Source organism: Wigglesworthia glossinidia endosymbiont of Glossina morsitans morsitans (Yale colony) (genome assembly GCF_000247565.1).
Taxonomy (GTDB): Bacteria; Pseudomonadota; Gammaproteobacteria; order Enterobacterales; family Enterobacteriaceae; genus Wigglesworthia; species Wigglesworthia glossinidia_B.
Map to the genome: position 1 here is coordinate 659,903 of NC_016893.1, position 22,619 is coordinate 682,521.

Here is a 22,619-nt window from a genome sequence, read left to right on the forward strand (position 1 = left end):
AGCATATTTAAGCTTATATTCAGAGAGACTTGATATGAATGCTGAGCATTCCCAAAAAATAGATATTCCAGTACTTCCATTAAGAGATGTAGTCGTATATCCACACATGGTAGTACCACTTTTTGTAGGAAGAGAGAAATCGATTCGTTGCCTCGAAATTTCTATGGAAAGAGATAAAAAAATTATGTTAATTGCGCAGAAAGAAGCTTCAAAAGATGAACCGAACATTGACGATCTTTTCTTGGTTGGTACTATTTCTTCTGTACTTCAAATGCTTAAACTACCTGATGGAACCGTAAAAGTACTAGTAGAAGGATTATCTCGAGCGAGTATTATTAATTTAAAAGATAATGGAGATTATTTTTCTGCAGAAATAAATTATTTTGTGATTACTGTTTCAGATAGTCGAGAACAAGAAGTATTAGTACGAGCTGCAATTAATCAGTTTGAAAATTACATTAAGTTAAATAAAAAAATTCCGCCTGAAGTTTTAACTTCGCTAAATAACATTAACGATCCAGCAAGATTAGCAGATACTATTGCCGCTCATATGCCATTAAAACTATCAGGAAAACAAACCGTATTAGAAATGACTAGTATTACAGAAAGACTAGAATATCTTATGGCTATGATGGAATCAGAAATAGATTTATTGCAGATAGAAAAAAGAATTCGTAATCGAGTAAAAAAACAAATGGAGAAAAGTCAAAGAGAATATTATCTTAATGAACAAATGAAAGCTATACAAAAAGAACTAGGAGAAATAGAAGATACTCCAGATGAACATGAATCTTTAAGATTAAAAATTAAATCAGCTAAAATGCCTAAAGAAGCTTTACAAAAAACAGAATCTGAATTAAAAAAATTAAAAATGATGTCTCCAATGTCAGCGGAAGCCACAGTGGTACGCGGATATATTGATTGGATGTTATCTATACCTTGGAATACTCGTAGTAAAGTGAAAAAAAATTTAGTTATCGCTCAAAATACTCTTGACGAAGATCATTATGGATTAAAAAGAGTAAAAGATCGTATATTAGAATACTTAGCAGTGCAAAGTAGAATTTCAAAAATAAAAGGACCTATTTTATGTTTAATGGGACCTCCAGGAGTAGGAAAAACTTCCTTAGGAAAATCTATTGCAAGAGCTACAGGAAGAAAATATATCCGTATGGCATTAGGCGGCATTCGTGATGAAGCAGAAATTCGCGGGCATCGAAGAACTTATATCGGCTCTATGCCAGGAAAAATTATTCAAAAAATGTCTAAAGTTGGAGTAAAAAATCCTTTATTTTTATTAGATGAAATTGATAAAATTTCTACAGATATGCGAGGAGATCCAGCTTCAGCATTATTAGAAGTTTTAGATCCAGAACAAAATGTTGCATTCAATGATCATTACTTAGAAGTAGATTATGATTTGTCAGATGTGATGTTTGTTGCCACATCTAATTCTATGCGTATTCCAGCAGCATTATTAGATCGTATGGAAGTAATTCGATTGTCTAGTTATACTGAAGATGAAAAACTAAATATTGCAAGAAAACATTTATTACCAAAACAAGTGCACCGTAATGCTCTTAAAAAAAATGAGTTGTGCATCGAAGATAATGCGCTTATGGGAATTATTCAATACTATACTAGAGAAGCAGGTGTAAGAAATTTAGAAAGAGAAATTTCTAAATTATGTCGAAAATCTGTTAAAATGATTTTAATGGATAAAGATATTAGTAGAATTCATATAAATAAAAAAAATTTAAAAAAATTTCTTGGAGTAAAACGATTTGATTATGGAAAAGCTGAAGAAAAAAATAGAATTGGTCAAGTTGTAGGGTTAGCTTGGACAGAAGTTGGCGGTGATTTATTAACAATAGAAACTGCTTGTGTTTCTGGAAAAGGAAAACTGACTTATACTGGATCTTTAGGAGAGGTTATGCAAGAATCTATTCAAGCAGCACTGACAGTAGTACGTGCTAGAGCAAATAAACTAGGTATAAAACCAGACTTTTATGAAAAGCACGATATTCATGTGCACGTTCCAGAAGGCGCTACTCCCAAAGATGGTCCAAGTGCAGGAATAGCAATGTGTACTGCATTAGTATCTTGTTTAACGAGCAATCCTGTTAGCTCCCATATAGCCATGACTGGAGAAATTACTTTAAGAGGTCACGTATTACCCATTGGGGGTTTAAAAGAAAAATTACTTGCAGCACGAAGAGGCGGAATTAAAACAGTTTTAATTCCATATGAAAATAAACGTAATTTAGAAAATATGCCGGAAAGTATTATTAAAGAACTAAATATTTATCCAGTACAAAATATAGATGAGGTATGGAAGTTATCTTTAGAAAAGATTCCAAATTACTAATTTAGTCTAATTTTTTAAAAAAATTATTAATAAAATTTTTTAGGCATTTTTAAATAAAATTTAAAACTTGTATACACTTAAAACTTGTTAATATTATAATGTAGTAATGAAAAAAAAAATTTTTTTAAAATCAAAAAAAATTATTTCTCATACTATTTTAATTTGTATTATTTTATCTCTTTTATTAACCGGAATAGGAGCATATTTAATAAATGAAAATTATGCAATAAAAATAGGAAACGAAAAAATTCCGTACAAAAAAATTCAGCAAATTATGATGGATCTATATGCTAATCAAAAAAACTTAGATACTACTAAATCCGACTCTTTCTATTTAAAAAATGAAGCGATATTAAAAATAATTAATCATACCTTATTAAAGCAATATGCAAAAAATATTCATTTGATTATATCAGATCAAAAAATAAAAAATACAATACAGTCTCTATCTTTTTTTAATTCTGAAGAAAAATTTAATTTAGAGAAATTAAAAATTACGTTAAATAATTCTGGATTAACATTGAAAGAGTTCATTAACGAAATACACGATCATCTATTAGTAGAAGAACTAATAAAAAATATTAATCTTACATCTTTTTTTCTTCCATATGAAATTGATCAAGTTTTATTTAATACTTTTCAAGAACGTTACGTAAGAATTATAACATATAACAAATATAAATTAATTGATCAACAGCATGTTTCTGAAGCTGATATTTATGCAGAATATAAATTAAATCAAAAAAAATATGAATTACCAGAAAAATTTAATATGGATTATATTCTAATAAATTTAGAAAACATAAACAATAATATTGTTGTTGATACAAGTGAAGTGGAGAAATGGTACAAAAAAAATATTGAAATGTTTACTTTGCCAGAACAAAAAAGATATAGTGTGATTCAAACACATACAAAAGAAGAAGCGGAGTACTGTTTGCAACAAATTGAAGCCGGAGAAGATTTCTCTAAAATTGCACGACAAAGATCTAAAGATATTTTTTCCTCTTTAAATTCAGGAGATCTCGGATGGATATCTGATGATATTTTTATAGAAGAAATTCACTTAGCTGATTTAAAAAATAAAAATGAAATATCTAAAATTATCAAATCTCCTTCTTCTGGATACCTAATTATTAAATTAGTGGATATAAAATTTAAAAATATACAAAATTTACAATCAGTATACAGTATTGTTGAAAAGCGAATCAAATCTGATAAATCTAAAAACATGTTTAAGCGTCATAAAGAAAATATAGAAAATTTAATAAATAATAATTCATTGAATTTAATTGATCTTGCTTCTCATTTACATATTAATACAAATAAAACTGGGTTGTTAAAGATTGAAAAGATATCAAATTTTTTACTAAAACAGTTAAATTTGAGCAAATCTGATTTTTTTAATCATATAAATTTGAATTCATGCGATAATCTTTTACAGAAAAACCAGTTATATAGTGACGATAAAAATATTTTAATTTTTTGCGTAAAAAATTCTCAATCTAAATATACACAACCTTTAAATGAAATAAAAGATAAAATTATAAAAGAAATAAAAAATAAAAAATTTATGTTACAAACGCGAATAAATCTTGAAAAGATAATAACTGAACTAAATTCTAAAAATTCATCAGAAGCGATTAATCAATTAAAAAATACGGGTTTAATCATTTCTGAAATTAAAAAAGTGAGTATATTTGATGAAAATTACGAAGATATTTTTAAAAAGTTTGTGTTTAATATGCCAGAACCTTCAAAAGAAAATATAACATTCAAAATTTTTAATAATAATGATAAAATTTTTTTAGTCGCTTTAGAAAAAATATCTTTTAAAAAAGCAAATAATCTAGAAAAAAATATATTAATTAATCAATGGAAAGAACAAATAATTTCATTAAATTTAGAAGCATTATTAGTTAATTTACGTAATTCTACAAAGATAAAATCTAAAATTTTAGAAAAATACTAAAAATTAACTATATTCTTTTTTATAATCTACTGCAATAAATAAGCTAATTATCGTAATCATAACAATAGAAAACAAAAAAATTTTTTTTCCCCAAACTATATTAAAATTCATTTCTTCAGATTTAAAACCTTGCAACGCAATAAACAACCAAATAATATTTAAAATTATAGAAATTGTTAAATATTTATATCCTGCATACTGTTTAATGAACAATATAATTGTTGAAACAAAAAATAAAAAAATATAAAAAATAATATTTAATTTTGTTTTAAAAATTCCTTTTTTAATTGGAAAAATAGGAATAGATGCAGCTTGATAATCTTGATATCTAAAAATCGCAATTGCATAAGAATGTGGTATTTGCCAAAATCCGAAAATACATAATAAAATTAATGCTCCTAAATCAATATAATTAGTTACTGCACAATATCCAATCATTGGAGGGGTTGCTCCAGATAGACTTCCAACTAAAATAGCATGTATAGAATATCGTTTCATTAATATACTATAAATTACTACGTAGATAAAAAAACCAAATACTGCAATCATTAAAGTTAAAAGATTAATTTTAAATAAAAAAAATATCCCAAAAAATAACAAAATATATCCATACAAACATGCAGGTTTAGGTTGAATTAATCCACGTGCTAATGCTCTATGTTTAGTACGTTGCATTTTTTTATCTATGTCTCGATCTATATAATTATTAAGCACTGATGCTGATGCAATTATGAAAGATGTACCAAGTAAAGTATTAAATAATAGAAAAAAATTAATTTCTCCTTGAGATGCAAGAAAAAAACAACCAGTCGTAGAAATAAGATTTCCTAAAATTATTCCTGGTTTTATAATTTGAAAATAACTTGTTAATATATACATTTAGTTTTTCAAAAATATTTTATAAATTCACATAAAATTTTCATGCAAATGAGACATAATCCAATAAGATCCAAAAACTAAAATAAAAACAATTAAAATAGTAAATAATAAAGAAATTAATTTCCAGTTAATTTTTTCTGTATTATAAATATGTAAAAAACAAATTAATTGCACTATAGATTGCAATATAGCACTAGATATTATGATTAAGAAAATAAAATTTTTATCAATATAATTTTTTTTTATTATTGCTAGGAAAGAAACTAATGTGAAAAAACAAGAAAGTAAAGATCCTATGATATATAACTTTTTTTTGCATAAAATTGTCATATAATTACTCCTAATAAATATACTATATTAAATACAAAAATCCAAATTACGTCTAAAAAATGCCAAAATAAACTTAATAATTTTAAACGTGTCTTATATATGATGGTATATCCATTACGATAAGTTTGCATAATAAGAATTATCATCCATAGTATCCCTGATACTACATGTATTCCATGAGTTCCAACAAGTGTAAAAAATATAGATAAAAATGCGCTTTTTTCTGGACCATAATTATGATGAATTAATTGATAAAATTCTTGTAGCTCAAGAGCAACAAAAAATATTCCTAATAAAACAGTGATAAATAACCAAAAATTAATCCAATTTTTATTAGGTATTGATAGTGATGCTATCCCGCAAGTAATACTGCTAGACAATAAAATTATTGTTTCTAAAAAAACCATATTTATTTCGAATATGTCTTTTCCTGAAGGACCTCCTGCAATATTATTTTTCAAAACAAAATAAGTGGCGAATAGAGTTGCAAATAAAATGCAATCACTCATTAAATATACCCAAAATCCCAGAATTTTTATTCTCTGGCTATGTTCTTCACAATGCAACGGATTATGTTCATTTTGGGTTTTAGAACAGCAAAATGAATTAATTAACATGATTTATTCCTTGTAATTTGCTACTTTATTGCTTTATTATTTTCGATATCATATATAGTTTTCACAGGAATATAATAATCTTTATTTTTTTGAAAACTATCGAATATCCATATCATTATTACTCCAAATATTCCAAAAATCGACATCCACCATATGTGCCATACCATAGCAAATCCAAATATTAAAGAAAAAATGGAAATAAAAATTCCAGAACTAGTATTTTTGGGCATATGAATTGGATCATATGATATCTGATAATTTTTTTTGCTTTTTTCTTTTTTTATAAACCAAAATGCATCTCTAACATTGCATTCACTTGGAATAATTGCAAAATTGTAAAGTGGAGGTGGTGATTTAGTAGACCATTCTAACGTTCTTCCATTCCAGGGATCACCTGTAATATCACGATATTTATGCTTGTTTTTTATGCTAATTAATAATTGTATTATTTGGCAAATAATACCTAATGCAATCAATATAGTTCCTAATGCAGCAATAGATAAGGGTATATGAAATTCTGAATCAATGTTTTGACTTAAACGTCTTGTCATTCCCATAAATCCTAAAACGTAAAGAGGCATAAAAGCAATGTAAAAACCGATTATCCAAAACCAAAAGGCTCTCTTTCCCCAAGTTTCATTTAAAGTAAATCCGAAAGCTTTTGGAAACCAATATGTCATACCTGCAAAGCATCCAAATACCACTCCTCCTATAATAACATTATGAAAGTGACCTATTAAAAATAAGCTATTATGTAGCACATAATCGGCTCCTGGTACTGATAATAAGACTCCGGTCATGCCTCCAATGGAAAATGTAATTATAAATCCTATTGTCCATAACATGGATGAGTGAAATTTTATTTTGCCTTTATAAATTGTAAAAATCCAATTAAATACTTTTACGCCTGTAGGAATAGCAATAATCATTGTCATAATTCCAAAGAATGAATTTACATCGGACCCAGATCCCATAGTAAAAAAATGATGTAACCATACACAAAAAGAAAGTAATGTAATTGCAATTGTAGCCCAAACTAAAGAATTATATCCAAACAAGCTTTTTTTAGAAAAAGTAGATACAATTTCAGAAAAAATTCCAAAAACAGGTAGTACTAAAATGTATACTTCTGGATGGCCCCATGCCCAAAACAAATTAATATACATCATCATATTTCCACCCATATCGTTAGTAAAAAAATGAGTATTTAAATAACGATCTAAAGTGAGTAAAAATATTGTCACAGTTAAAATTGGAAAAGCAGCAATTATGAGAATGTTAGTGCAAAATGAAGTCCAAGTAAATACTGGCATTTTCATCATTGACATGTTAGGCGCTCTCATACGTAAAATTGTAACAAAAAAATTAATTCCTGTTAAAGTCGTACCAATTCCAGAAATTTGAATACTCCAGATCCAATAATCTACCCCAACACCTGGACTGTATTGAATTTCTGATAACGGCGGATATGCTGTCCAGCCTGTTTGCGCAAACTCTCCTATACCTAGTGATAAATTAATAAGAACTACTCCGACCATAAATAACCAAAAACTTAAAGAATTTAAAAAAGGAAATGCAACATCTCTAGCACCAATTTGAAGAGGTACAATTAAATTCATTAATCCTACTATAAAAGGAGTAGCCATAAAAATAATCATAATCACACCATGAGCAGTTATAATTTGATCATAGTGATGAGGAGGTAAAAAACCTGATTGACCAGAAGAAACAATTGCTTGATGGGCGCGCATCATAACTGCATCTGCAAATCCTCTGAACATCATAACAAACGCCATTATTATGTACATAATACCGATTTTTTTATGATCTACTGAGGTTAACCATTCACTCCAAAGATATGTCCATTTTTTATGATAAGTAATTATGGAAATTAATCCTAAAATGACTAAAAAAATAATAAAAACTGTTACCATTACGATGGGTTCTTGATAAGGAATTGAATTAAAATTTAATTTTCCCAACATAATTTTTATCCTATATTAACTAATGTGTATAATTTTTTTGTTTTAATTATAAATATTATGAGAATGTTTAAATTGATTGACTACATCATCAAATAAATTCGGTTTTACTCGAGAAAAATGTTCTATTGGATGATTAATACTAGGATGAGCAAGAATTTGATATTCTTGCATATTTTCAAGTTTTTTAGAAGACTTTTGAATGTTTTTTATCCAAGTATCAAATTCGTTTTTATCAGATAATGAAATAGCGATAAACTTCATTTCGGAAAAACCTGGCCCACTAAAATTGGCAGATATTCCTTTATATTTTCCTGTTTCATTAGATACAAGATGTAAAATTGAATTCATTCCTGCCATAGCATAAATTTGTCCGCCTAATTGAGGAATGAAGAAAGAATTCATTACAGAACTAGAGGTAATATTAAATTTTATCGGGACATTTTTTGGAAATGCAATTTCGTTAACTGTGGCAATATTATAATCTGGATAAATAAAAAGCCATTTCCAATCTAGAGAAATTACTTGTATATTGAGGGTAGAATTTAAAGATTGAATTTCTTTTTTAGGATCTAAAGAATGCGTTGAGTTCCAAGTAATTGTTGCTAAAAAAATAATAGCAAATATTGGAACACCCCAAATTATATATTCAATTTTTTTAGAATGTTGCCAATTTGGTAAGTATATTGACCGTGTATTAGATTCACGATATTTAAAGACAAATACAATCGTCATGATAATTACTGGCAATACTATGCCGAGCATAAGAAATATGGCGATTAATATAAGTTTTTTCTCTTCTAATCCAATCAATCCTTGAGGATTCATCAAAGTTATATTTTTACAGCTATTTAAAAAAAATAAAATGCATACTAAAATAGTATTTTTTAATTTTTTTATGTTATTTTTTATCATATTTAAATAGCCTTTATAAAATTGTATCGTATATTATATACTATCTGTAGTCAGAATAAATTTACATAAATTTTTTTATTCCATAAAAAAATTAATCTTATTTTTAAAATAATAAAATTTTCAAGCAAACAAACTAATTTGAGTTGAATAAATTATACACTATATTTTTTTATGAATTAATCCAGATATATATTATTTTTTATAAATTTGAAACATATATCTTATATTACTAAAATAAATAAAATTTAGTAAAAGTTTTAATAATTATATATTAATTATAATAATTTTAGATAAATTTTATAAAAATTAATTTATTTTTTTTGAAAAATAATCTTATGAAAATAACTATTTTAGGATGTGGTGTAATAGGAAAAATTTGGATCGCACATTTTATGAAAAAAAAATATTTCGTGCAAGGATGGTTGAAAAAAAATAAAAAATTTTTAAAATTTACATTAGTTTCTATTTTCAATGAATACAAAAAATATGAAATATATTCAAATGATGTTTATCACTTACAAAAAAGTGATATTTTGCTTGTAACTTTAAAAGCATGGCAAACCATACAAGCAATAAAAAAAGTTTTACCAAAATTAAAAAAAAATTGTGCTATTGTAATTATCCAAAATGGTATAGGAATTCAGGAACAATTAAAAAAAATCCAACAACCACTATTTTTTGGAATCACTACACATTCTGGATATTTAAAAAATCATATCACTTACCATACTCACTATGGCGCTACGTATATTGGACCGGGCAATAAATCAAAGTATTTTTATAAATCAACTTTATTTATTTTAAACGATATATTGCCAAAAGTAATTTGGAAAAAAAATATTTTATATTTTATTTGGTTAAAATTAGCTGTTAATTGCGTGATTAATCCATTAAGTGTAATTTATAATTGTAAGAATGGAGACTTATTAAAATATAAGTCAGATATATATATTCTATCATATGAAATAGCATTAATTATGCAACTAAATGGATTTTATATAGATAAAGATGTTTTATTCAAATATATTTTAGGTGTTATATATATAACAAAAAATAATGTTTCTTCTATGTTACAAGATTTCATTTTTAATAAAAAATCTGAAATTGATTATATTAACGGATATATTGTATATTCTAGTATGAAATTTGGAGTTCGAGTACCATATAACAAATATATTTTTGAACTTATTAAAGAAAAAGAAAAAATTTATTTAAAATAATAATACTTATTTTTTTAAATAGAAACTGAAAATATTTTAATTTTTCTAAATCCTTTTTGGTATAAATATATCGCTTGTAGTCGACTCATCATTCCATAATTACAATATAATACATAAGATTTATTTTTATCTAAATTTAAAAAATTTTTATGTATTTCAAAATAAGGAAAGTTACTGACAGAAATATCCTTTAATTTTAAAGGACGCTTGTTACTTTCCATTGAATCACGAATATCTAAAACAATATCTGACTTATTTAATTTTGTAAAATCATTAATTTCTTGAAAATATGGTATTTCAGCGATTAATTTAGAATTTTTAACTTTTTTTATTTTTTTATTTTGCATTTTATTAAGTAAACTTTCATATTTTTATTAACTTATTAATAAACGAATGAAATCTTTTATTTTAAATTGTTATAATTTTATAAAATAGATCGTGTATAATCTAGTAAATTATAGTATATATTTTTTTATAATCAAGTATTATATGTTTTATATACATAAGTTCATTTTAATATTATTTTAAATAATTCAATTTATTTACATGATATGATCAATTTTTTCGATATTCACTATAGTAAATATTAAAATGACTAATTTTTTGATTTCTTTAAAAGAATGTCAAACACATATTAATAAAATATTAAAAAAATATTTATATTGTTTTTCTAAAAATAAAACTCAACTTACTTTAGCTATGGAATATGGATTATGCAATGGAGGTAAAAGATTAAGAGCATTTTTAGTTTATCAAGTAGGAGCACTATTTAAAATTCCTAAAAAAAATTTAGATAATATTGCCGCTGCAATTGAATGCATACATGCATATTCTTTAATTCATGATGATTTACCGGCGATGGATAATGGAGATTTACGTCGAGGATTACCTTCCTGTCATGTAAAATATGGAGAATATTTAGCGATTTTAGCTGGAGATGCACTTCAAACTTTAGCATTTCATATATTATCTAGTATTGATATGCCGGACGTATCTCTTTTAAAGAGAATAAAAATTATATCTATTTTAGCAAATGCAATTGGCGGAAATGGCATGTGCTTAGGGCAATCGTTAGATTTAGAAACACAAGGTTTGCCGATATCTATAAAAAAATTAAAAACAATACATAAAAATAAAACTGGTGCATTAATTTATGCAGCACTCAACATGACAATTTTAGCCGGGAATATATGTGATAAAAAAATTACTTATGATCTCAAAAAATATGCTCAATTAATAGGTTTAGCGTTTCAAATACAAGATGATATTTTGAATATCATTGGTACCGCTCAAAAAACTGGAAAACGTCAAGGATCGGATAAAAAATCACATAAAAACACTTATTCAAGTCTATTAGGTTTAAAAAAAGCCCAAAAAAAAGCACTAAATTTATATAAACAAGCCTTAATTACTTTAGAATATATGAATAAATTAGGTTATAATACTAAATCATTAATAGCATTAGCGCACTATTTTATAATACGCGATCAATGATCAAGAATATGTTATACTATGAATAGTACAGTAAATATGAATAACATTAAATATTCAATTTTAAAAAAAATCAATAATCCTAAATCATTAAGAAAATTACCACAAAAAAAACTAAAATTTCTATGTCAGGAGCTCAGAGATTTTTTGCTTGACAGTGTAAGCTATTCTAGTGGTCATTTTGCTTCAGGTTTAGGAGTCATCGAACTTACAGTAGCGCTACATTATGTTTATAATACTCCAATAGATTATTTGATTTGGGACGTCGGGCACCAAGCTTATCCTCATAAAATTATAACTGGTCGTAGAGATCAAATTACAAGTATTCGAAAAAAAAATGGATTACATCCTTTTCCATTTCGAGAAGAAAGCAAATACGATGTATTATCTGTTGGACATTCTTCTACATCAATTAGTGCTGGATTGGGAATTGCGGTTACCGCAGAAAAAGAAAATAAAAATCGACATGTAGTATGCGTAATTGGAGACGGGGCAATCACTGCGGGTATGGCATTTGAAGCTATGAATCATGCAGGAGATATTAGATCTAATTTATTAATTATTTTGAATGATAATTCAATGTCGATTTCAGAAAATGTGGGAGCATTGCATAAACAAAACTCGAATTATTTTTTAACTAATAATATCTTATCTATATTAAAAAAAAATAGTCAAAAAATTTTTAACAAAATTCCTAAATTTAAGCAATTCATAAAAAAAATAGGGTTAAATTTAAACAAAATTTTTTCTAATGAAACGTTATTTGAAAAATTAGGATTTAAATATTTTGGTCCTTATGATGGACATAACATAACATCATTAATAACTATATTAAAAAAATTACGTGTCACTCATGGACCTAAGTTGTTACATATTCTGACACAAAAAGGAAAAGGATATGCTCCTGCAGAAAAAGATCCAATTAGATGGCATGCCGTACCAAAGTTTAATTTGAAAATTGGCATACCTCCGAACAAAAATAATTCTATACAAACTTATTCTACAATTTTTGGAAATTGGCTTTGTGATACAGCAAAAAAAGACAAAAAATTAATTGCTATCACCCCGGCTATGAAAGAAGGGTCTGGGTTAGTAAAATTTTCTAAAAAATATCCCCATCAATATTTTGATGTTGCTATTGCTGAACAACACGCAGTCACTTTTGCCGCAGGATTAGCAATTGGTGGATATAAACCTATTGTTGCTATTTATTCTACATTTTTACAAAGAGCTTATGATCAAATTATTCATGATGTTGCTATTCAAAATTTATCAGTATTGTTTGCTATTGATCGCGCAGGAATAGTTGGTCCTGATGGACCCACACATCAAGGTGCGTTAGACTTATCTTATTTACGCTGTATTCCAAATATGATTATTATGACTCCTAGTGATGAAAATGAATGTCGTTTAATGTTATATACAGGTTACCATCAATCTGGGCCTACTGCAGTAAGGTATCCAAAAGGATGTGGAATAGGAGTGAAGTTTACAAAACTTTATCATATTCCTGTAGGCAAAGGAGTAATTTTAAGAAAAGGAAAAAATATAGCAATATTAAATTTTGGTACATTATTAGTTCAAGCAAATACTGTTGCTCATGAATTAGATGCTACTTTGATAGATATGCGATTCGTTAAACCTATCGATAAAATACTTTTAAAGAAAGTAGCGATCAATCATCAAGCTTTAATTACTCTAGAAGAAAACGTTATCATGGGAGGAGCAGGTAGTGCGGTAAACGAATTTTTAATGTACCAAAAAATACTGATTCCTGTTTTAAACATTGGCTTGCCAGATTATTTCATATCGCAAGGTAGCCAGCAAGAAATAAGATCATCTCTAGGACTAGATAGCCAAGGTATTAGAAAAAAAATAGAAAATTGGTTAAACCAAAATTTTTAAAAATCTTTGAATTTTTTTTATCTAACGTAATAAAAGAAAAATTTTTGTATCTCCTCGGACAATATTCAAAGCAATAACTGCAGGCTTTTGATCTAAAGATTTTTTGAGTTGATCGATGTTTTGTATTCTTTCTCGATTTAAACCAATTATTACGTCATTTTTTTGTAATCCTATTGAAAATGCAGGAGAATCTTTTACAACATCTTCTACTTTAACTCCTAAAGTACCATCTTTTAAAGATCCGTTTGTCAATGATACCCCTTGTAATGCAGGAATTAAAATTTCTTCGCTAGTCAAATTTGATTTATCGTCTAAAATTACAGAAATATTCTTTAAATTACCATTACGTAATATCCCCAGAACAATTGTTTTTCCAGGTGCAGTGATGCCTACTTTTACGCGTAATTCAGCAAAACTTTTGATAGATTTTCCATCAATAGATATAATAATATCTCCTGCTTTTATACCTGATTTATATGCTGCAGAATTTGGTATCACTTCACTCACAAATGCTCCACGCTGTGCATTTATGTTAAACGCTTTAGCAATATCTGCGGTTAGTTCGGTGCCTTTTATGCCTAATTGTCCACGTTTTACTTCTCCGTGTTGAATAATTTGATTACATAAATTTTTTACAATATTACTAGGAATCGCAAATCCAATTCCAACGTTTCCACCTCCAGGAGCAAGAATAGCTGTATTAATTCCTATTAATTCGCCATTTAAATTTAATAAAGCACCTCCAGAATTTCCACGATTAATTGAAGCATCGGTTTGAATAAAATTTTCTAATCCTTCTAAATTTAATCCACTTCTACCTAAAGCAGATACAATACCTGAAGTTACAGTTTGTCCTAATCCGAAAGGGTTTCCTACAGCAATAGCAAAATCTCCTACTCTTAATAAGTCTGAATCAGAAATGATTACTTCAATGAGATCTTTAGGTGCAGGAATTTGTAACAACGCGAGATCTGTTTGATCATCTTTACCTATTAATTTAGCAAAAAATTCTCTTCCATCGTTTAATTGAATTTTAATTTTATTTGCACCATTAATTACATGATGATTAGTAATAATATACCCTTTTTGAGCATCAATAATCACTCCTGATCCTAATCCTTCAAATGGACGTATTCCATTATTACCAAAAGGTAAATCCGGTCCAAAAAAATATTTGAATTCTTTTGGTAAAACAAAACGTTTTACCGCTTGGGTGCCTTCTACATGTACACTAACAACTGAAGGTAAAACTTTTGTTAACATAGGTGCTAAACTAGGCATCAGCTGATTTTTTGAATTTTCTTCAGAAAAAAAAGCTAGTGTATTGGTATATGGTATAAAATTTATACTAATTATAGTTAAGAGCTTAAGTAAAAAACTGATTTTCATTTTAGTTCGCTTTTGTTTATTTTAATATTAGTTTATATTCATTTTTTGTGATCTTTAATATTAAGATAAAATTAAATAAAATATTTAAAATCATCATTTATTTTTTTTTTATTATTATATTATCATTTTGTTGCATCGGATAATCTCTAGGTTGTATTTTACCAGACGATAATTCGTAATTATATAAAGTTTTTAACACATCATCTGATGAATTAAACTTTTTTTGTTTTTTTAGAAGCAAATTTTTTGCACTTTTTAAAGTATACTGATGTAGATTATGATGATCTTTTATCAAATTTTCTAATAATTTTATGCTATTTAAAAAATACTGTTGCAATTCCATTTGATGATTTATTAACTCTTCTCGATGTTTATCTAGATTTTTTTTGAATTTATTTTTATTACATATATTTTTATTACCATATTTTATGAGAAAAAAACTAACGATCATTCCTAAAATAAATCCGAATATAATATATAGTGATAGCATATTTCCTCCTGTGATTTTTAAAAAAAATACTATTTCAATAGTAACATCATATGAACATGCAAAATTATATTTATTATGATAAATTATGTTATAAAAGAACTACTTTATCATTATTTAAATTCAGGAATATCATGCTTACAAATTCTTTATTCATAATATATCGCAATATAGTTCGTAAAAAAAATTATCATTTAGATAAATCCCAATATGATGTAATTTTACATTTAGATCAAATTTATAAAACTTTTATGCCAAAAAATAATAATTTAAAAAACAGTAGTATTATGTTTTTCAAAAGAGTTTTATTTAAATTATTTAATAAAAAAAAAACTACACAATTTATATATCTGGGGTGGTGTAGGAAGAGGGAAAACCTGGTTGATGAATTTATTTTACCAATCAGTACCAACTAATAGAAAAATGAGAATTCATTTTCATGAATTTATGATAAAAATACATAAAGATATGTATATACTGCAAGGAAAAAAAAATCCATTAAAAATTGTAGCAAAAAATTTCAAAAATAAAGTAGACATTATATGTTTTGATGAATTTTTTATTTCAGACATTGCAGATGCAATGCTACTAGGAAATTTAATTAAATACTTTTTAAAAGTAAACATATTATTAATCATAACATCAAATTTTCCACCATGTGATTTATACAAAGATGGTTTGCAAAGATCACAATTTTTACCAACTATTGAATTAATTTACAAATATTATACTATACTAAATCTGGATTCTGGAGTAGATTATCGTTTGTTAAATGTGCATATTTCTAAATTTTGGTTATATCCGATTAATGAAAAGAATATAAATAAAATGAAAAAACTTTTTTTTAAATTTATTGGAAATAAAAATAATTTTAAAAAAAATGTAAATATTGAAATTAATCATAGAAAAATTAAAACTTTATGGTTATCAAATAAAATATCAGCATTTAATTTTAAAGATCTATGCATATCATCTTGCAGTCAAAATGATTATATTGTAATTGCGCAAAAATTTGCTATTATTTTTCTATATAACGTAATTCAAATTGATAATAGTCAGGAAGATGTTGGCAAAAGATTTTTATTTTTAATAGATGCATTATATGCAAATCGAGTGAAATTAATTACTATATCATCTGTATGCATATCACAAATATATAATGGTGATTTATTAAAATTTGAATATAATAGATGTATTTCAAGACTGTATGAAATGCAAAGCGAAAAATATTTTGTGCTTTAATATGCACATAATAAAAAGTTCGACTTTAATAAAAAATTTATTTATAATTCAAATTTCAATTAAAAAAATTTGATTAACTTTTTAAACGTTTATAACAAAAATATATTTAAAATTAAGTAAAGAAAATATTAATATGCAAACATTTATGATGAAAAAAAATCTTATATTAAGTTCTTGGCATTTATATAATGTAGAAAATAAGATTTTAGGAAGATGTTCAACTAAACTCGCTCAAATTTTAAAAGGAAAATATAATATAAAATATACACCTCACTTGGATATGGGCGATTATATTGTAGTTATTAACGCTAAAAAAATTAAAGTTAGCGGTAAAAAACTAAAAAATAAATTTTATTATCATCATACTGGATACCATGGAGGAATAAAAAAAATAACTTTAGAACATATGTTAGAAAAAAATCCAGAAAAAGTTCTTTATTATGCAGTCAAGGGCATGCTTCCGAAAGGACCTCTTGGAAAACTTATGTTAAAAAAATTAAAAATATTTTCTGGAAAACACCATAATCATTTTGCACAAAAACCTAAAATTTTAAATTAATCGGATAAATACTATTTATGCACAATAAATACTACGGAACTGGTAGAAGAAAAACAGCATCCGCAAGAATATTTATGACACAGGGAAATGGAAAATTTACAATTAATCATATTGATATAAAAAAGTATTTTAAACAAGAAACATTACAAAAAATAATACATCAACCAATATCATTAATTGATATGGAAAAAAAATTAAATTTTTACATTACTGTGAAAGGTGGAGGAATATCTGGTCAAGCCGGAGCTATTCGACATGGAATTGCACGTGCTTTAGTGCAATATAATATACAATTAAGATCTATTTTGAGAAAAGCAGGTTTTATTACTCGAGACTCTCGTTGTGTTGAAAGAAAAAAAGTAGGTTTAAAAAAATCTAGACGTCGTCCTCAATTTTCTAAACGTTAAAATAAAAATATTTTAAAATTAAATTAATATGATCTGTTTTATTTATGAACATAATACACGCATTTATTATTTAAGAATATTTTAATCAGAGCACATGACAAATTTTATTTTAATTGTTATATAAATTATTTTGCAAAAAAAATTTATACATATCTATACAATTTTAATATTGTAAAAAATAATTTTTTCAATCCAAATAAAATTTGGACACTTTTAATGTCATATATTGTATAAAAAAATTTTTTTATTTTTCATTAAATCAGCACTATAATGCAACCAAATAAAAATAATATGCATGATATCAAGTGGATGTCACATGCAATCTTTTTAGCGCATCAAGCAAGTAATATGCAAGAAGTACCGATTGGATCCGTAGTAGTGTTGAACAATAAAATAATTGGAGAAGGATGGAATCAATCAATTTCTAGACAAGATCCTAGCGCACACGCCGAAATTATTGCACTACGTCAGGCAGCAAAATATATGTCAAATTATCGACTAATAAATGCAGAAATATATACAACTATTGAGCCATGCATCATGTGTATTGGAGCTATCATAAATGCTCGTATAGATCGTTTAATATTTGGTGCTAGAAAAAAAAATAGAAAAAATTTATTTATTGAAAAATTATTAAACAGTAATGAATCAAATCATCATTTTGTATTAACAGAAGGAGTTTTAGCAAAAGAATGCTCCGAAGCCATGCATAATTTTTTTTATTGTCGTCGCATTAAATATTAAAATATTTTAAAAAAATTAATTTATTTTTTTTAATCAAATATACTTTGATTTTTTAATTTTAAAATAATTAAAATTCATACTTGAATACATGCGAAAAATTAAATTGTACTTAAAATAATATTAAATTTTAATTTTTTTAAAATTAATAATTTTTAAAAAAGTTTATAAATCAAAATCGTTTTATCATGAAACAATATATTCTATGAGGCATAGAAAATCATGAAATTATTGCGTGGAGGTCAGGAAGCTCATAATGTTATTTTAGATAAAATAAAAATAAAATTGAATTATTTTAACTTACCTATAAAAAATATTAACTGTGAATATATTTATTTTATAGAATCTAAAAATAAAATCAAAGTTAGTACTATTAAAAAATTAAAATATTTGTTAGGTCATAATCATTCTATTAAAAAAAATAGAATAGGCAAGTTTTTTTTAATAATTCCAATATCAGGAACAAATTCTACATGGTCTCAAAAAATAAAAAATATTCTTGATAACTGCGGTTTAAATAACATTGATAAAATTGAAAGAGGTATAATATACTATATTAATTCTAATATTCTCACTATACAACAATGGAAAAAAATCGAAAATTTATTATATGATCATACTTCAGAAGTTGTATGCAGAACTATTAAACAAGCATTAAAAATATTTAAACAAAAAGATCATCCTAGTTCAGTAAAGATTGTTAACATATTAAAATACGGTAAAAATGCTTTAAAAAAATTTAATGATCAATTTCAACTTGCCTTAAACGATATAGAAATAGAGCATTTATTTACAGTATTTAAACAACTAAAAAGAAATCCTAATGATGCAGAATTATACATGTTTGCACAATTTAATTCTGAACATTGTCGACATAAAATATTTAATGCAAAATGGATTTTTAACAAAAATAAATACAAACAATCTCTTTTTGAAATGATCAAAAATACTCTTGTTGAAACACCTAAAAATGTTTTATCTGCTTATTCTGATAATGCAGCAGTAATTTTAGGATCTATGACAAAACAATTTTTTTCACATTCTAAAACGAAAGAATACGGATTTCATAAAGAAAAAATGCATATTGTTATTAAAGCAGAAACACATAATCATCCAACTGCAATATCGCCATTTTCTGGTGCATCTACAGGCGTTGGAGGCGAAATTAGAGATTCAGGATCTACTGGAAGAGGTTCTACCCCCAAAATAGGATGGTCGGGGTATTCTGTTTCTAATCTTTTTATTCCATTTTTTCGTCAACCATGGGAAGAATATTTTAGCTATCCAAAACATATTCATAATTCTTTAAATATTATGTTACATGCACCTCTAGGTGCATCTGAATTTAATAACGAATTCGGTAGACCATGTCTATCGGGATATTTTCGTACATATGAAAAATATTTAAAAATAAACAATAAAATTGAATTAAGAGGATATCATAAACCTATTATGTTATCTGGAGGATTAGGATTAATTCGAGAAATCCATGTATTTAAGAAACATATTATTTCTAAAAATAAATTGATAATTTTAGGTAATCCAGGCATGAAAGTAGGCCTAGGAGGCGCATCTACATCATCTTTATCACATCATATCAATCCTAATTTTTCTTCTATACAACGTGGAAATCCTGAAATGGAACGTAGATGTCAAGAAGTTATTAATCGTTGTTGTGAATTGAAAAAAAATAATCCGATTTTGTTTATACATGATGTTGGCGCAGGTGGATTATCTACTACTATTTTAGAAATTTTAATTCAAAATAAATGCGGAGCTTTTATCAGATTAAGAGAAATCCCGAATATTGAAAAAAATATGACTCCATTAGAAATATGGTGTAATGAATCACAAGAAAGATATGTCTTAGTGCTTAATAAAAATAAGCTGAAAATATTCCATGCCATTTGTAGGCGCGAAAATGCTCCATATGCTATAATAGGAGAAATTACAAATTCTTTGAAATGTATAGTGTATGACGAATATTTCGATAATATGACAATTAATTTACCTGTAAAAAAATTATATCAACATGTAAAATTGACGAAAATAATTAATAAAAATCTAATTTCAATAAAAAATGAAAAACTAGATTTAAGTAAAATTGATTTAAGTGATGCTATTCATCGTATTTTACATCTTCCATCTGTCGCAGATAAAAGTTTTTTAATTACAATTAACGATCGTAGTATTACTGGAACTGTGACACGTGATCAAATGATTGGTCCTTGGCAAATTCCAGTATCAGATTCTGCAGTAACAGTATCAAGTTTTGAAAGTTATTACGGAGAAGCTGTTTCAATAGGTGAACGTAGCCCGATTTCTTTATTAGATTTTGCCGCTTCTGCGCGTTTATCAGTTGGAGAAGCTATTACTAATATTGCAGGAGTATATATTAAAAACATAGAAAACATTAAACTATCGGCAAATTGGATGATTGATTCTAGCAATAATTTAGATAGCTATAAATTATATCAAACCGTTAAAGAACTAGGAGAAAAATTTTGTCCCGATTTAAATTTAACGATTGTAGTTGGAAAAGATTCTATGTTTATGAAAACTAATTGGATTGATAAAAATAATAGCAAAACTGTTTCTGCTCCACCATCTTTAGTAATATCAGCATGTGCTCGTGTTGAAGATGTAAGAGCCACTGTTACTCCGCAATTAAGATATGAAGTTGATAATTTTATATTATTTATTGATCTAGGAAATCAATATCAAGGATTAGCAGGAACAGCTTTATCACAAACATATCAAAAAATTTGGAACGATACTCCAGATGTAAGAAACACAAAAAAATTAAAACAGTTTTTTTATGTTATGCAAAAATTATTAAAAAAAAGAAAATTAATTGCTTATCACGATCGATCCGACGGTGGATTATTTGTAACTCTTGCTGAAATGGCTTTTTCAGGAAATTGTTCTGTTGATATTAACTTGCATGATCTAGGAGATAATATAATATCAATATTATTTAATGAAGAATTAGGAGGCTTGATTCAAATTCAAAAAAAAGATTATGAATACGTATTAAATGTTTTTAAAGAAAACAAATTAGAAAATTGTTTATATAACATAGGATATGCTTATTCAGGAGATCAATTCACATTAAGAAATAATGAAAAAATTTTATATGAGCATAGCAGAACTGTATTACGTGCATGGTGGTCAGAAACAACATGGAAAATTCAAAGATTAAGAGATAATGCAGATAGCGCTGATCAAGAACATCGACTAAGACAAGATACTTTTAATCCAGGATTAAGAATGAAACTTACTTTTAATCCAAAAAATGATATTTCAGCACCTTTTTTTTTAATTAGAAAATTTCCAAAAATTGCTATTTTAAGAGAACAAGGTACTAACGCATATACCGAGATGGCAGCTGCTTTTTATAGAGCAGGATTTCAACCTATCGACGTACACATGAATGACTTACGGTTTAGTTCAGAAAATATTTTAAAAAAATATAACATTTTAGTAGCTTGCGGTGGATTCACTTATGGAGACGTATTATATGGAGGATCGGGATGGGCAAAATCAATTTTATTAAATAATAAATTGAGAGATATGTTTGAATCATTTTTTAATAATCCGAACACTTTATCATTGGGTATATGTAATGGATGTCAAATGATGTCTGAATTAAAAGAAATTATACCTGGAACTCAGCATTGGCCAAATTTTGTCGCAAATAAATCGTGTAGATTTGAAGCGCGTTTTATTTTAGTTGAAGTATTAAATAGTCCATCAATCTTACTAAAAGATATGCAAGGTTCTTGCATACCTATTTCAGTTGCACACAGCACAGGAAGAGTAAAATTTAAAAATGTTAAAGATCTTCAAATGATAGAAAAATTAAATTTAGTAACACTAAAATATATAGACAATTATGGTAGTACTACAGAACTATATCCTTCTAATCCAAACGGATCAAAACATGGTATTGCAGCACTTACTAATTTCGATGGCCGGATAAATATTATGATGCCGCATCCAGAAAGAAGTTTTAGAAGTATAAATTTTTCTTATTTATCTCATAATTATGCCGAAGAAGACAGTCCATGGATGAGAATCTTTAGAAATGCTAGGAAGCAGATAGGATAAAAATT

At 26.3% G+C, this 22,619-nt stretch carries 19 protein-coding genes; 11 read left to right on the forward strand and 8 right to left on the reverse strand.

Annotated features, from left to right (window positions below):
• Window positions 1–34 precede the first annotated feature (34 nt).
• Together lon and WIGMOR_RS03175 are read left to right on the forward strand one after the other, a co-directional pair.
• Window positions 35–2,368, forward strand: coding sequence for an endopeptidase La (lon, locus tag WIGMOR_RS03170; RefSeq protein WP_014354381.1), 2,334 nt, complete (start codon window positions 35–37; stop codon window positions 2,366–2,368).
• Window positions 2,369–2,474: 106 nt separating this feature from the next.
• A complete protein-coding gene (locus WIGMOR_RS03175) occupies window positions 2,475–4,340 on the forward strand; it encodes a SurA N-terminal domain-containing protein (RefSeq protein WP_014354382.1) in 1,866 nt (621 codons plus the stop codon).
• A 3-nt stretch (window positions 4,341–4,343) separates the two neighbouring features.
• On the opposite strand, the gene cyoE is transcribed toward WIGMOR_RS03175, so the two are convergent.
• Genes cyoE through cyoA form a run of 5 tightly spaced genes read right to left on the reverse strand, consistent with a single transcriptional unit; the run spans window position 4,344 to window position 9,063 of the window.
• Entirely contained in the window at window positions 4,344–5,213 is an 870-nt protein-coding gene (gene cyoE / locus WIGMOR_RS03180; RefSeq protein WP_041944185.1) for a heme o synthase, read from the reverse strand.
• A gap of 33 nt (window positions 5,214–5,246) precedes the next feature.
• Window positions 5,247–5,549, reverse strand: a complete 303-nt coding sequence (gene cyoD / locus WIGMOR_RS03185; RefSeq protein WP_014354384.1) for a cytochrome o ubiquinol oxidase subunit IV — start codon at window positions 5,547–5,549, stop codon at window positions 5,247–5,249.
• Window positions 5,546–6,166 carry a cytochrome o ubiquinol oxidase subunit III gene (gene cyoC / locus WIGMOR_RS03190; RefSeq protein WP_014354385.1) on the reverse strand — a complete coding sequence of 207 codons (621 nt, stop codon included), beginning with the start codon at window positions 6,164–6,166 and terminating at the stop codon, window positions 5,546–5,548. The genes cyoD and cyoC overlap by 4 nt, the downstream gene beginning before the upstream one ends.
• Window positions 6,167–6,186: 20 nt before the next feature.
• Window positions 6,187–8,151: a cytochrome o ubiquinol oxidase subunit I gene (cyoB, locus tag WIGMOR_RS03195; protein ID WP_014354386.1), complete on the reverse strand. Its 1,965-nt coding sequence runs from the start codon at window positions 8,149–8,151 to the stop codon at window positions 6,187–6,189.
• Between the two features lie 42 nt (window positions 8,152–8,193).
• Entirely contained in the window at window positions 8,194–9,063 is an 870-nt protein-coding gene (gene cyoA / locus WIGMOR_RS03200; protein WP_014354387.1) for a ubiquinol oxidase subunit II, read from the reverse strand.
• Between the two features lie 335 nt (window positions 9,064–9,398).
• Here cyoA and WIGMOR_RS03205 point away from each other — a divergent pair, with 335 nt between their 5' ends.
• The gene (locus tag WIGMOR_RS03205; RefSeq protein ID WP_014354388.1) at window positions 9,399–10,283 is read left to right on the forward strand and encodes a ketopantoate reductase family protein; all 885 of its coding nucleotides are present in this window, start codon (window positions 9,399–9,401) and stop codon (window positions 10,281–10,283) included.
• A gap of 14 nt (window positions 10,284–10,297) precedes the next feature.
• On the opposite strand, the gene thiI is transcribed toward WIGMOR_RS03205, so the two are convergent.
• Window positions 10,298–10,630, reverse strand: a complete 333-nt coding sequence (thiI, locus tag WIGMOR_RS03210) for a thiazole biosynthesis protein (RefSeq protein WP_041944133.1) — start codon at window positions 10,628–10,630, stop codon at window positions 10,298–10,300.
• Window positions 10,631–10,874: 244 nt separating this feature from the next.
• On the opposite strand from thiI, the gene ispA reads away from it, so the two are divergent.
• Both ispA and dxs read left to right on the forward strand, forming a co-directional pair.
• A complete protein-coding gene (gene ispA, locus WIGMOR_RS03215; RefSeq protein ID WP_014354389.1) occupies window positions 10,875–11,777 on the forward strand; it encodes a (2E,6E)-farnesyl diphosphate synthase in 903 nt (300 codons plus the stop codon).
• Between the two features lie 36 nt (window positions 11,778–11,813).
• A complete protein-coding gene (gene dxs / locus WIGMOR_RS03220) occupies window positions 11,814–13,679 on the forward strand; it encodes a 1-deoxy-D-xylulose-5-phosphate synthase (RefSeq protein ID WP_236607844.1) in 1,866 nt (621 codons plus the stop codon).
• Window positions 13,680–13,700: 21 nt separating this feature from the next.
• Here the strand turns inward: dxs and WIGMOR_RS03225 are convergent, their stop codons facing one another.
• Together WIGMOR_RS03225 and WIGMOR_RS03230 are read right to left on the reverse strand one after the other, a co-directional pair.
• Window positions 13,701–15,068, reverse strand: coding sequence for a Do family serine endopeptidase (locus WIGMOR_RS03225; RefSeq protein WP_014354391.1), 1,368 nt, complete (start codon window positions 15,066–15,068; stop codon window positions 13,701–13,703).
• Between the two features lie 97 nt (window positions 15,069–15,165).
• Window positions 15,166–15,558 carry a YhcB family protein gene (locus WIGMOR_RS03230; protein WP_014354392.1) on the reverse strand — a complete coding sequence of 131 codons (393 nt, stop codon included), beginning with the start codon at window positions 15,556–15,558 and terminating at the stop codon, window positions 15,166–15,168.
• 131 nt (window positions 15,559–15,689) lie between these two features.
• On the opposite strand from WIGMOR_RS03230, the gene WIGMOR_RS03235 reads away from it, so the two are divergent.
• The 6 genes from WIGMOR_RS03235 (at window position 15,690) to purL (ending at window position 22,614) form a co-directional block, all read left to right on the forward strand.
• Window positions 15,690–15,971: a hypothetical protein gene (locus WIGMOR_RS03235; RefSeq protein ID WP_041944134.1), complete on the forward strand. Its 282-nt coding sequence runs from the start codon at window positions 15,690–15,692 to the stop codon at window positions 15,969–15,971.
• On the forward strand, window positions 15,940–16,797 hold the full coding sequence (zapE, locus tag WIGMOR_RS03240; RefSeq protein WP_236607845.1) for a cell division protein ZapE: 858 nt from the start codon (window positions 15,940–15,942) through the stop codon (window positions 16,795–16,797). Before WIGMOR_RS03235 ends, zapE begins: the two co-directional genes overlap by 32 nt.
• Window positions 16,798–16,930: 133 nt before the next feature.
• A complete protein-coding gene (gene rplM / locus WIGMOR_RS03245) occupies window positions 16,931–17,356 on the forward strand; it encodes a 50S ribosomal protein L13 (protein ID WP_014354394.1) in 426 nt (141 codons plus the stop codon).
• A gap of 17 nt (window positions 17,357–17,373) precedes the next feature.
• Window positions 17,374–17,763 (forward strand): 30S ribosomal protein S9, encoded by a 390-nt coding sequence (gene rpsI, locus WIGMOR_RS03250; protein ID WP_014354395.1) that lies wholly within the window; start codon window positions 17,374–17,376, stop codon window positions 17,761–17,763.
• A gap of 270 nt (window positions 17,764–18,033) precedes the next feature.
• A complete protein-coding gene (tadA, locus tag WIGMOR_RS03255) occupies window positions 18,034–18,507 on the forward strand; it encodes a tRNA adenosine(34) deaminase TadA (protein WP_041944135.1) in 474 nt (157 codons plus the stop codon).
• Between the two features lie 219 nt (window positions 18,508–18,726).
• A complete protein-coding gene (gene purL / locus WIGMOR_RS03260; protein ID WP_014354397.1) occupies window positions 18,727–22,614 on the forward strand; it encodes a phosphoribosylformylglycinamidine synthase in 3,888 nt (1,295 codons plus the stop codon).
• Window positions 22,615–22,619 lie beyond the last annotated feature (5 nt).